The 13,509-nt window shown below is 51.8% G+C and carries 6 protein-coding genes; 2 read left to right on the plus strand and 4 right to left on the minus strand.

The window, feature by feature from the left end:
• Positions 1–62 precede the first annotated feature (62 nt).
• Positions 63–1,298, minus strand: a complete 1,236-nt coding sequence (sstT, locus tag JFC11_RS06220; protein WP_198348993.1) for a serine/threonine transporter SstT — start codon at positions 1,296–1,298, stop codon at positions 63–65.
• A 244-nt stretch (positions 1,299–1,542) separates the two neighbouring features.
• On the opposite strand from sstT, the gene JFC11_RS06225 reads away from it, so the two are divergent.
• Complete coding sequence (locus JFC11_RS06225) at positions 1,543–1,872, plus strand: hypothetical protein (RefSeq protein WP_038477428.1); 330 nt, start codon at positions 1,543–1,545, stop codon at positions 1,870–1,872.
• A 120-nt stretch (positions 1,873–1,992) separates the two neighbouring features.
• Here JFC11_RS06225 and JFC11_RS18975 read toward each other — a convergent pair whose 3' ends face one another.
• From JFC11_RS18975 to JFC11_RS06235, 3 genes are all read right to left on the minus strand, one after another.
• On the minus strand, positions 1,993–6,033 hold the full coding sequence (locus JFC11_RS18975; protein WP_319618653.1) for a GH36-type glycosyl hydrolase domain-containing protein: 4,041 nt from the start codon (positions 6,031–6,033) through the stop codon (positions 1,993–1,995).
• 3 nt (positions 6,034–6,036) lie between these two features.
• Entirely contained in the window at positions 6,037–10,761 is a 4,725-nt protein-coding gene (locus tag JFC11_RS19140) for a glucoamylase family protein (protein WP_319618652.1), read from the minus strand.
• A 137-nt stretch (positions 10,762–10,898) separates the two neighbouring features.
• Entirely contained in the window at positions 10,899–11,507 is a 609-nt protein-coding gene (locus tag JFC11_RS06235; protein WP_198348994.1) for a CDP-alcohol phosphatidyltransferase family protein, read from the minus strand.
• Positions 11,508–11,778: 271 nt separating this feature from the next.
• Here JFC11_RS06235 and JFC11_RS06240 point away from each other — a divergent pair, with 271 nt between their 5' ends.
• A complete protein-coding gene (locus tag JFC11_RS06240) occupies positions 11,779–13,419 on the plus strand; it encodes an SLC13 family permease (RefSeq protein WP_095604088.1) in 1,641 nt (546 codons plus the stop codon).
• Positions 13,420–13,509 lie beyond the last annotated feature (90 nt).

The raw sequence follows: 13,509 nt of genomic DNA on the forward strand, positions 1-13,509 counted from the left end.
TCTCGCTGTTCCTTTTATAGAACGTTCTATATAAGGAACAGCGAGAAGTCAAACAAATTGCGTTATATCGTGTGGTCAGAGCCGGACTGTTGACGGGCTCGGCAGGCGGCAGCAGTGAACAGCACATCCGTTGAGGAATTCAGCGCGGTTTCGGTCGCGTCTTGTACCACGCTGATGACAAAGCCAATCGCTACCGCCTGCATGGCGACTTCTGTTGGAATGCCAAACAGGTTGGCGGCCATCGGAATTAGCATCAGCGAACCACCGGCTACGCCTGAAACACCGCAGGCAGCCAGTGCAGACACCACGCACAGTAGTAGGGCAGTGGGGAAGTCGACGGTAATGCCTAGCGTATGGGTGGTCGCCAAGGTAATCACCGTTATGGTGATAGCTGCACCACACATGTTGATCGTCGCGCCGAGCGGAATAGAAATAGCGTAGGTGTCGGCATCCAGTTTTAAACGGCGGCACAGCTCTAAATTTACGGGGATATTCGCCGCTGAGCTACGGGTGAAAAAGGCGGTGATGGCACTGCCGCGCAGGCAGGTAAACACCAGTGGGTAAGGGTTCTTACGGGTAGTGAGATAAACGAGCAGCGGATTGCTAACCAGAGCAACAAACAGCATACAGCCTACGATGACCCCTAGCAGTTGAGCGTAGTTGAGCAATGCCTCTACCCCTGACTCTGCCAAGGTTCCCGCGACTAAGCCAAAGATGCCAATCGGCGCTAAGCGAATTACCAGCGTGACAATGCGGGTGACAGCAGTGGATAAATCGCTTAACGCTTGGCGGGTGGTGTCGCTGGCTTGGCGTAGCATTAAACCAAGGCCAATGGCCCATGCCAGAATAGCGATAAAGTTCGCTTCCATTAGCGCACTTACCGGGTTAGCCACCGCATTTAATAACAGGTCCCTTAGAACGCTAAAAATATCCCCAGGAGGATTGCCGTCAATTTGCCCCGCATTCAATGAAAGTTCGGTAGGGAACAGAAAGCTTGCCGCCACTGCAATTAGCGCAGCGATTAATGTGCCTACCACATACAGTATGAGCACGGGGCGAATGTGAGTTGGTTGACCTTTCTTGTGTGCAGCGATGGCAGCGGTAACCAGCACAAAAACTAAAATAGGGGCCACTGCTTGCAGAGCGGCAATAAATAGCTGGCCAAGCAGTGCCACATTGCCTGCAATGTCCGGTGTGAAAAGGGCGATGAATACCCCGGCAACAATGCCAATTAAAATCTGCGGGATAAGGCCCAGCCGGAAAAGTGGCTGAAACACGGTGTAGACGGTGGCAATCATTGCGCGACTCTCAGGTAGTAGAAGGGGAAACGTTGCGGCGATAGGCCGTGGACGTGCCTGAAAGGGGCAGCATTCTACCAGCTGTGAGTATCTCGCGGGCAGTTGTATGAAAAACTTGGGGAGGGCGCCCAATTAGATAAGTAACTGACGATATAATGTGCTGATCGCTATGTTTTGATCTTGGCGATACCTACGTTGCAATCTATCGCTTCTCTTAAAAGAGAAAAGAACAGGAAACTTATCAATGCGCATTAAAGTGTTATTCGCTGCACTGCTGATACTGTGTAGCTCTTCGCTTGCAATGGCTGCCGACTACTACATCGATATCACTAATCGTACGGGCTATATCTTGTATTACATGTATATAAGCCCAACAGATTCGAAAAGCTGGGAAGAGGATGTGCTCGGCAATGATGTTCTGATGGATGGTGATACTCAGCGGGTGACGATTACGGGATATGACAGTCCTATCTTCGATATTCGTTTGGTCGATGAAGACGACGACAGCTATACCTTCTGGAAGGTAGATGTATCTACCCGGGATCTTGTGGTTACGCTAGATGATTTAGACTGATAAAAAACTCCCAACGGTTTGCCTCCCCTAACAGCGCCCTTGCTGATGATTCTTCGGGATAGAGGCAAGCCGTTTTGTTGAGCACTCCGTGTTATCAGCGTTTAACGCCACATAACATTGTCATGATGCAGGGGCACATCGACGGATAACTATCTCTAGTTGATGATGCTGACTATCTAGTGGCACTCGAATGGGCATGCCAACCTCCGTTTCTGCTAAGCAAACGTCATCCAGTGTTGCAGTGAGGGCTTGGCTTAGGAGGGGTTGGCTTAAGAGATTCTGACTTAACGTCGCTGGAGAAGCTTGCGCGTTGATCACCTTGATATGATAGTGCGATTGGGCAAGGGTAATGTCAGCAGTAAAATGCGGCCAGCTCGCTGGCAGGCAGGGATAAATGACCAGCCAGCTAGCTTCCCGGCGAATGCCTAAAATACCCTCCATACCGGCTTGATACATCCAACCGGCGGCGCCGGTATACCATGTCCAACCTCCTCGTCCCACATGGGGCGCCACAGAATACACATCAGCAGCGACCACATAAGGCTCAACGCGATAGCGGATAGCCGCTTCCGTGGTGGTGGCATGGTTGATGGGGTTAAGCAGTGTAAACAGCTGATATGCCTTGTCACCTTCACCCAGTTGGGTAAAGGCCAAAATTGCCCACATTGATGCATGGCTATACTGTCCGCCGTTTTCGCGCATTCCAGGTGGATAGCCGCTTATATAGCCGGGATCCTGCTTCGGGTGATTAAAGGGAGGCCAAAAGAGCAGCGCTAACTGCTGGTCGTGCAGAATAAGTTCGCGCTCCAGCGAGTGCATTGCGAGCGTCGACCGCTGAGGGTCGCTGGCGCCGGAAAGCACCGCCCATGATTGGGCGATGGAATCAATCTGGCATGCATCGCTTTGTTTGCTGCCTAGCCAGCTGCCGTTGTCGTAGGTCGCCCGGCGATACCACTGGCCATCCCAAGCGCTGTTTTCAATTGCTATGCGTAGCGCCTGAGCATGTTCATACCAACGAGCGGCGCGTTGAGGATCATCTGAGTGGCAGGCTTGGGCCTCGCGCTGCTCGGCAATTGGCGCAAAGTGATGAAGTGTTTTAAGCAGCAACCAGCCTAGCCATACACTTTCTCCCTTGCCCCCAGCACCCACGCGGTTCATACCGTCATTCCAATCCCCGCCGCCTATCAGCGGCAAACCATGTTCACCCAGTTGCGAAAGGGTAATATCCAGTCCGCGTGCGCAGTGTTCAAACAGTGGGGCGGTTTCCAGCGAGGTGGTTGGCTGGAAAAAGTGTTCGTGCTCATGCGATGACAACTGCGCGCCGTCTAAAAAGCTCACCGGCTCATCAAGCACTGCTATGTCCTGGGTTGTTGCGAGATAACGCGCGCAGGCGTAAGCCAACCAAACCCGGTCGTCAGAGATGCGCGTGCGCACGCCTTGTCCGGAATGTGGCAACCACCAGTGCTGTACATCGCCTTCAGGGAATTGACGTGAAGCTGCTCGCAGTAAATGTTGGCGCGTTGTAGCGGCGTTGCTAAACGTCAATGCCATGCAATCTTGCAACTGATCGCGGAAGCCATAGGCGCCGCTGGCTTGGTAAAACGCTGAGCGAGCCGTTAAACGGCAGGCGATGGTCTGATACAGCAACCAGCCGTTTAGCATGATGTCCATCGCCCGATCAGGTGTTTTGACCTGGATGGCATTGAGCTGCGTGTTCCAATGGTCATGAATGTTGGCAAGCTCTGCATCAATGTCAGCATCACGAAAACGGGTAATCAGCCTCGTAACGTCGTCATTGGAGCCACCCTGACCAAGCAATACGATAATGTCGGCTGTTTCTCCTGGGGCTAGCGTCACGGGACGCTGAAGAGCGGCGCAGGGGTCTAGTCCCGCGCCTAACGTACCGGAAAGTGGCGTTTTACAGCGTAACCCAGCCGGTTCGGCCAGGTTTTTGCCATAACCGATAAACTCGCTGCGATTGCCAGTCCATTGCGTAGGTGGCTCGCCAATATCGAGAAAAGCCACTTGGCCTGGGAAGTCGGCATTCCATGGATTGGTAACTAACAACGCACCGCTTTCTGGTGCTTGCGACGTAATCAGGAAGGGAGCTGATGCGCTGCGCGACGTGCCCAAAACCCACTCTGCATAAGCGGTCACAGAGAGCTTGCGTGTCCGGTTTGAATGATTAGTCAGTCTCAGCCGTGAGATGCGCAACGGGGCATCCAGGGGCACAAAGTGCAACAGTTCTAAGCTGAGCTCGTCATTCTGATGTTCAAATTGGCTATAGCCAAAGCCATGACGCGCAACGTAGCGGCCTGAGTCACGTATCGGGCTTGCCGTTGCGGTATAAAGCTCGAACGTCTCTTCATCTCGGACGTAAACAGCATCTCCGCTTGGGTCAATGACGGGGTCATTACTCCAGGGTGTCAGCTGGTTTTCTCGGCTGCTGTCTGCCAATAGATAGCCAGCGCCCTCTGCCGATACTTGAAAGCCGAACTGTTGATTGGCAATGACATTAATCCATGGCGCAGGCGTTGAACTGCCCGCTTCTAGGATGGTGACATACTCTCGTCCTTGCTTTGCAAACCCGCCCCAACCATTAAAAAGCTCGAGTGTAGGCCGCTTAAGTTGGCGAGGAGTATGAGCCTTATCTATCAACGGTCTGGGAAGGGCGCGTTTAGTAATGGCAAGCGGAGGCTTGGCGGTGCTCTGACCAGACAACATAACAGACAGCTGATCGGCAATTGATCCTCGGTGCGCTATCAGCACCACGCGAGCAATTGATAGCAGCTGAGAGCGTGACTGGGCGCTTGCTAAGTCGGCGCGTAGGGCATAAACCGTTCCCTGGGCATAGCCATTGTGAAGCCGGGGTCTTGCTTGGCTGCTGAGAATCGTGGCTTCAATGGCTTGCTGTAGATCTTGAATATAAGAGGAGGCACGCTCATTGATGATGACGATATCGACTTCGAGACGTTTCATGCGCCAATACTCATGGGCGCGAAGTAATTGATGCAATTGTGGCAAATCGTCAGTGGATTCAATCCGCAGCAATACGATGGGTAAATCACCGGAGATCCCGTGTTGCCATAGCAACGACTGTTGAGCTGCGCCGCTTTGAATCGTTTTCTGGGGTGCCCTAAAGCGTGCGTCGGGATAGAGCAGTGGGGCAGCCAGCCGCTGAAAGTCGGCGGCCTCCTCTGGCTGAGTACCCAAATGACGTAGCTGCACTTGCGCTTGAGTCCAGGCGAGCATTTTTGCTCGCTCAAAGGCGCTAACATCATGATGCTTATCAATGAGATCCATCAGCGCCTCGCGTGAGCCGGCAACAACCGTCCAGTAAGCGATGCGGGCGGCTTTTCCTGGTGCGATTCGCAGGCAGTAGCGCGATGCAAAAATAGGGTCAATAACACTGCCTACCGTGCCTGATAAATGCTGGCCTTCAGAAAGTGCCGTTGCTGTGGAAATACGGTTGCCTCGGCCAATAAATTGCTCGCGGTCGGTTTCATATTGGAAATCTCCCACAGTATCGCCTTCCACTACGGCGAAGTGAGCTGCCCACACTTGCGCTTCGCTGGGGTCCCGCCGCCGACGGGTGGCGATTAGCGCATTGAATGCTGGAAGGTATTCAGTAACCACGAACATTTTGGCAAAGCTAGGATGGGCGTTGTCGGTACTCGGCGTGGTGAGTACTAATTCTGCATAAGCCGTAACATCAATGTCGCAGGTTTGGCGTCCATTGTTGGTCAGTGTTAGCAAGCGTACTTCGCTGTCATCTTCCCCAGATACCAGGATGTCTAAGTGACTGGCAATAGATTCGTGCCGATGGTCATAGCGAGCATAATCTTCAGCAAATAACACGTGATTGTCGTCGTTATTCGTGCCGGTATGTGATTCCAGTGATTGTCCTGTTGCACTCCAAACGCTTGGACGTCGCGTATCGCGGAGAAAAATAACGCTTCCCCAGTGATCGCGTGTGGTATCTGGTTGCCAGCGAGTGATGGCAAGGTTGTGCCATCGGCTGTAGCCGCCACCTGTTGCGGTCAACATGACAGAGTAGTTGCCGTTTGAGAGCAGGTGAGTCACCGGAGGTCCGTTGACGCCGGTTGATAGCCGGCGCACGGTTTGTGCTTCGTTGATGGTTTGGCTAGCGGTTGATTTCACCTCTTAGGCACGGGGGTAAGCAATAGCCACATCCCGTGGAATCCGCTCTTGAAGCAATAGCTCGCTCGCCTGAATCATCGGTTCGCGGTGGAAGCGTTGTCGCATCTGCCCACGATGGAGCGTATTAGCGATGGCGACGATGGTCATGCCCTGGTGGTGCGCCATATAGCTACGCACAATCACCAGCTTGGCGCCTTTGGGGAGCCGTGAGCGGGTCAGATCTAGCGCTTCGTAGTAGCCATAGCGTCCTAGCGCGCCCATTTCTGCAAGGCGGCGATAATTTTTGAAGGCCCCCTCCGGGTCGATCATTGCCGCCAACCCCGTTGCGTACGGCGCGACCACTAAATCGGCCGATAGACCACGCTTCAGCCCTAATCCAGGCACCCCAAAATTGGAATATTGATAAGTATGCTCTATGTCCCGTGCGTTATACCCCGACTCAGAAATACCCCAAGGAGCTGAAAACTGGGCGGCGTATGTTTCCTGGCGCTTAACTATCAGACGGTTAGTTTGCTCCAAGAGACTGCCAGCGGGAGCGCGCATTATTAGCGATGGCATCAGGTATTCAAACATGGAGCCTGACCAGGAGATCATTGCCGCACCCTCTTTTAAAGGGGTGGCAGCGCGCCCAAGTCGGAACCAGTGACGAGTGGCTACATCGCCTTTGGCAATGGCAAACAGGCTGGCCAGCCGTGCCTCTGAAGCCAGCAGATCATAACAACTGATGTCCAGGCTGGCGTCGTCTAGCGAGAAGCCAATCGACAGTAACTGCCGTTCTGGGTTGAGAAGAAACGCAAAATCCATGCTGAGGGCAAGCCGTCGCGCTTTACTGGCCAGTTGCTGGAGCCGCTTTACATGTGTGCCGTTGGCGATTGTGTTGTTTGTGTGGTCACCGCTATGCTGTGTAGCCGTTTTGTGCAGTGCTGCCACCCAAAAAAGCACATCTTTATCATCGTCACTAGCGAGATGCTCATTGAAAAGGTCGCCAGCGATACTAAGTGCTTTTTTGGTTTGCTTGGTCAGGGCTTCCAAGTCTAATGGCGATGTTTTATTTGCGCTTACGAGAGTGGCGACTTTCTCAAGCTGATCAGTGAGCGGTTTGGTGGGCGAAGGTGTTTCTGCTGCTTGGGAGGAGCGCTTAAGCTCTTCACATTTAAGTGCTTCGAACGCCAATGCCAATGTATCAGCTATTGCTTGGCGAGGGTCAGGTGAAAACGTTGTGTCCTGCCAGGTTTCCAAGGCGTTAGCGAGAGTAATGAGGTGACCAGCAAGGTTGCCGCTATCGACAGTAGACACATACCTGGGGTTTAGCGGGCGGAGATCATCGATTGCATACCAGTTAAAGAAGTGACCACGATAGCGGGGCAGGGTATGCATGACAGCAAGCGTTGTTTCTATACGGCTTAGCGCGTTGGGGTTACCGATCCAACCAAAATCACGCGCCGCCAGTATCGACAGCAGGTATAGACCCATATTGGTTGGTGACGTTCGCTGGGCGATAACCGGCCGAGGCTCTTCCTGAAAATTGTCCGGCGGCAGTAAATTGGTCGATGTAGTTACAAAGGTTTCAAAGTAGCGCCAGGTTCTACGCGCAATAAGCCGAAGCTCAAGGGCGGTTTCTTCTGCTATGAGAGGTTGGGTCGTAATACTAGCCGTACTGCTTAGCCAAGTTGCCAGCGCAGGTGCTGCTATCCATAGTAGTGCGATCGGCAAGACCACTAGCCAAACACTACTGTTAAACCATAACGCACTGAAGGCAATGGCTACGCCAAGTAACGTGCCGGGTGCCATATGCCGATAAAATCCCCAAACGGTCAGGTGCGGGCATTTCATCGTCTGGGCCGACGATGTCCACTCTAGTAAATGGCGGCGAGTTATAAAAACGCGTATCAGAGTGCTAACAATGGCATCTAGCATCCGCCACGCTTGGTCGGGGAGAAACATCAGTTGCAGCAAAATTTGTTTCAATCCCAGCGTCAGTTCATCCCACCATTGTTGGAAGTGGTAGCGAAGGTTGACGCCTGCGCGCAGTGGAGCGAACGACGTTATTAACGACAGTAAGACCGGTATGCTAAAGATCATAATGACCATTAAGCTGCTGACAACGGCCATCATGAGAGGCAGTTGCCAGCTCACTGCAAGGCAGGCTAATAGTAACGGGGGGAGCAGCGACCGGCGTAGATTGCCGAGTATTTTCAAGCGCCCTGAAGGCGGTAATGAAGCTGTTAATAGCCAAGGGAGTAACTGCCAATCGCCTCGCACCCAGCGATGTTGGCGTTTGGCCACCACATCATAACGGTCTGGAAAGTCTTCTATGACTTCAATATCTGATGCCAGTCCTGCACGGGCAAAAATGCCCTCAAACATATCGTGGCTTAGCAGGCTGTTTTCAGCGATACGGCCCTCTAGTGATGCTTCAAAGGCATCAATATTATAAATACCTTTCCCTGCAAACGAGCCATCACCAACTAGGTCTTGATAAAGATCTGAAATGGCGGCGGCATAAGGGTCAATGCCGCCTGGAGAAGAGCACAGCTGTTGATAAATAGAGCCTCTTTCGCCTGTAGGCATCGATTGAGTGACGCGCGGTTGCAAAATTGCATAGCCTTCGACTACCCGCCGTTGCTGCGGATCAAATCGAGGGTGGTTTAACGGGTGGGCTATTTTGCCAACCAGTTTGCTGGCGGCTCCTCTTGGCAGGCGTGTATCGGCGTCCAGCGTGAGAATATAGTGCACATTTCTTGGTAGGGAAGGTGGGTCCCTGAAGGTCGTATCGGTTGCGCCACGTAACAGTTTATTGAGCTCATGAAGCTTGCCCCGTTTGCGCTCCCATCCCATCCAGCATTGTTCACCTGCGTTGTAGACGCGGTTGCGGTGCAGTAAAAAGAAGCGCTTTTCATGGCTAGCAGGACAGTAGCGTTTGTTTAATTCCTCAATGCGTTTTTCACAAATGCTTAACAGTGCCTCATCGGTGGCTAGTTCTGCCTGTTGGGCATCAACACCATCCGTTAACAGTGCATAGCTAATAGCACCGCCATCACTACCCAGATGGTGCACCTCAAGCCGATCAAGCTGTTCTTTTAAGTCGGCTTCATTGGTCAATAGCGTTGGCATTGCCACCAGCGTACGAAGAGAGGGGGGAACACCTTTGGAGAGGTCTAGGCTAGGCAGTGGCTGAGCGCCGATATTATAAATAACGAAACGATTGACGATAGACGTAGCGATCTCAATCGTGGGTAGTACGCCCAGGGCTGCCAATAACCATAACCAAAGCGACGACACCTCGCCTGAATGCATTGATAGCAGCAACCACCCGGCCAATATCACCAAAGCGACTGACGTCGCTGTCAGCATTATGACGTAGCCATTGATGCCATTTTTCAACAGCAGCTGGCGAAATCGCCGCTTCAATGGCGGGCGATAGTTAAGGCGTTCTTCTAACGTATGCCTACCCGCTGCTACTAAAAAATAACCGGGGTCTTCGACTCGTGCTGCCTCATGGACATCATCGGTAAGTGGCAGCGCTTCTCTTGATAGCGTTAACGTATGATCAACGACTTCCAACTCGCTATAGGCTGAGCCACGGGCGAGCTCTTCCACTGCAATGCGATACTGATTACGTGTTGAAAAATCGTACTGCGCAAAGCGGCTATGTTCGCGTAATTTTACGTCTACCAAGCTGACACTTTCGAAAAGCTCAGCCCAATCGGTGCTGGAGATAAAACGCATACTGGTAATGATATTTCGCACAGTAACGTTCGCTGCACCTTGGCGCTGTTGGGTACTTTGCACCACATCATCAATAGATTCGCCCTGGCGATTAAGCTGCTCGAAAAGCCAGCAGGCAAGTGCATTGGTATGGGGGTTAACGCCGCGTAAACGTTTGGCTAATTGAGCTATAAAGGGCGCCGACAGTGGTGTTTTCTGAGACGTAAAAGAAGGGAATTGATGATCAACTGAACCCTCATCCATTGAACAGTTATCTGTCGAGACGCTATTAGCCGATTCGTTGTTTATCGAGTCGTTGTAAGTTGAATAATGGTTGGAGGAGTCGTTTCTCTTTGGCGAGCCATTTTCAGTAGCAATCCATTTAGCCGCAAGTGTATCCGCGGCATCGCGTGCCGTTTGTTCAGTAATGATTTGATCGGCAAGTCGACGTAAATTTTCAACTAATACAATGCGAAGCGTTATCGCGACCGCCCATAACTCTCCAATTGTTAGTGGCTGTATGCGTTGATAAGCTTTAATAAATGTACGTAAGTTAGCGAGTTCTATATTGCTATCGGTATGTGCAATAAAAGCCCATGTAATACCAAATACGCGTGGATAGCCCGCAAAAGGTCCTTCTGCAAGCTTTGGTAACTGTCGGTAATAACCCGGCGGAAGGTCGCCGCGTATTTCACGAATTTGTGCTTCGATAAGATGATAATTATCAAGTAACCAAGCGGCAGCGGGAACGACATCTCGACCTTCTGCCAGCGTGACAGCGCAAGCGCGGTAAGCGGCAAGTAATACGCGTGCATTATCGTTTAGGCGGTGCGTTAACGACGCCACTTTAGGTGGGCTTGCTGTCACAACCTGCGCCAGCGCTAAACTACCTGCGTGCTGTTCAAGCCGTTCTGCACTAAACAACTCTTCACGTACTGGCGCAGAGGAGCTCCACAATGCCATAGAAGCTTTGTGTTGGCGCACACGACGAAATAAAGGCGTCTGAAAAAAAAGAGTCACGGGTTACATCCTGATGAATGTGTACAGCACAGCTCTTAAAACAATGCTTTTCTATCAGGACGATGTGCTTAACGTTCGCTGCTGTCGGTTCGATAACGCACATTGCGTGCGTAACCGTGATAGGGCGATCTAAAGTGCTAGCGTAGGGTCCAATAGCCTCCCCATAGCCGCGTGGCAGTCGTGATTAGGCAAGCGACTGCGAATAGCCCCGCTAACCATGGAAAATAGTGAGGAAATAGGCAAAAGAGCACTAACGCGATCACTGTTTCTGTGCCTTCGGTTAACCCCTCTAAATAGTAAAATGCCTTTTGTGGAAAGTTTGGCCGTTCAACATTGCGTGCTTTCGCCGCAATAGCAAAGGCTAAAAACGATGTTCCTGTGCCGATAAATGCGAATAGCAGTACCGCGGCTGCCAGCGCATTTTGCCCAGGGTTAGCCAGCGCGAACCCCAGTACGACCGCGGCATAAAAGACAAAATCCAACCCGATATCAATAAACCCACCCGCATCGCTTTGCTGGCTGCTTAGCCGGGCAAGTGCGCCATCCAGCCCATCACCAAGGCGGTTCAATAAAATCGCCATTAGTGCCAAAACATAATATTCAAAGGCTAATAGCGGTAGCGCGCTCATACCCACTAAAAAAGCCACTAAGGTAACTTGGTCAGGGGTAACCTGCCGATTGCTGAGATACCGAGCCATACTGGCAAGTGGCCGATGGGTCAACGGCATAGTAAAACGGTCGAGCACGTGAGTACCTCCTTAGAAAAAGACTCAAACCTACCGTGATAAAAGTGCAGTGTCACATCAGGGTAAGGAGCGCTAAAAGCTACAACTAAAGTTGTTAGACTTTGGTTGTAGTTTTCGTCAATTCGCTGGACTAATACCTGGCTGCAGTGAATAAAGGGCACCAAAAAACCAGCTAGGCTGGTTTAAATACGCCATAGGGGGTTGCTGAGAGAAGCTCCCTTTCGATCACCTGACTGCGAACGGTACTTTGATAATGCGCAGAACTGCCACCATGACACTCTGGGAGTCGCTTTGGCACTCCCATGACCAAGTCAAAAACCTACTTATGTGTGCGTTGCCAACCTCCGGCGCTGGACGCTCATCCTCTACTACGTCAGGTGAGCAACAACACTCGGGTAGCAGACCGCCAAAGCCACCTGCCTATACGACAGCTCAAAAGGTTGGGCTAGTGCTAGGGCCGATGCTGTTTGCCTTCGTGCTGCTGTTTTTCCACCCGGCGGAGCTTAGCTTAGAAGGCCGCATGGTACTTGCCACCACGCTTTGGGTAGCCGTGTGGTGGATTACCGAAGCCATACCTATTCCTGTTACGTCACTTTTGCCCATTGTATTGCTGCCGATCACTGGGGCGCTTGAGAGCAGTGCGGTTACGGCAGCATACGGCAATCCTATTATCTTCCTTTTCCTCGGCGGTTTTATGATTGCCCTGGCGATGGAGAAGTGGGATCTGCATAAGCGTATTGCCCTCACCATTATTTCGGTATTGGGCACCAGCATTAACAGTATTGTGTTCGGCTTTATGGCGGCCACTGGCTTTTTGTCGATGTGGGTATCCAACACGGCATCGGTCATGATGATGCTGCCTATTGGCACCGCGATTGTGTATCAGGTGACCCAGGAACTGAATAAGAGCGAGGGTGATCATAGCGAAGACATCGATAAATTCAGTAAAGCGCTGATTTTTGGCGTCGGCTACGGCGGCACTATCGGCGGTTTGGGTACCCTGATTGGTACGCCTCCCAATATCATCCTGGCAGCGATTGTGAATGAGCTGTTTGGTGTTGAAATCACCTTTGCCAGCTGGATGATGTTTGCTTTTCCAGTCGTTGTGGTGCTGCTGTTTATTGGTTGGCTAATGCTAACACGCTTTATTTACCCCATTAAATTCAGCAACCTTCCGGGTGGCAAAGCGCTCATTGCTAAGGAAAAAGCCGCGCTGGGTAAGATCACCTTCGAAGAGAAAGCCGTGCTGGTTGTTTTCCTGTTAGCGGCATTTTTCTGGATTACCCGTTCTTTCCTGTGGCAAGGTCAAATACTCACCATTCCAGGTATTAACGACACGATGATTGCCATTGTGGCGGCGATTGCGCTGTTCTTAATTCCTTCGCCAAACAAAGGCGGCTGCCTGCTGGGGTGGGATATTGCCAAAGACGTGCCCTGGGGCATTTTGTTGCTATTTGGCGGTGGCTTGGCGATTGCTGCTGGCTTCGGTTCCTCTGGATTAGCCGCCTGGATTGGTGGTCAGATGAGCGTGTTGGAAGGCGTTAACTTCTTGCTGGTGATCTTGCTTGCCGCTGGAATGGTGTTGTTCTTGACCGAAATTACCTCCAATACAGCAACGGCCACGATGATTCTTCCGGTGCTTGCCTCGCTGGCGTTGGCGTTGGATATCCATCCGTTCGTGCTAATGGTACCTGCGGCCATGGCAGCTAACTGCGCTTTTATGCTGCCGGTGGGTACTCCCCCCAATGCGATTATTTTTGCGACCGGAAAAATCAAAATTATCGAAATGGTACGCAACGGCTTCTGGCTGAATATTTTCGCGCTACTGCTGATCGTCGCGGCGGTTTATTTCTTATTGCCCCTCATGTGGGGTATTGACTTAACCACCTATCCGGACGCGTTCCGCGACTAACAGCCAGCCACTACTGTTGCTTCAGCCCCGCCATGTGCGGGGCTTTTTGTAGAGAGCTTTGGTAGAAAGCTTTGGTAAAAAGCTTTTTGT

Source organism: Vreelandella alkaliphila (assembly GCF_016107625.1).
GTDB classification, from domain to species: Bacteria; Pseudomonadota; Gammaproteobacteria; order Pseudomonadales; family Halomonadaceae; genus Vreelandella; species Vreelandella alkaliphila.

Excerpts from the sequence above, each read along its gene's own strand:
- sstT (WP_198348993.1), bottom strand. The coding sequence starts at position 1,298 with ATGATTGCCACCGTCTACACCGTGTTTCAGCCACTTTTCCGGCTGGGC.
- JFC11_RS06225 (WP_038477428.1), top strand. The coding sequence starts at position 1,543 with ATGCGCATTAAAGTGTTATTCGCTGCACTGCTGATACTGTGTAGCTCT.
- JFC11_RS06240 (WP_095604088.1), top strand. The coding sequence starts at position 11,779 with ATGACACTCTGGGAGTCGCTTTGGCACTCCCATGACCAAGTCAAAAAC.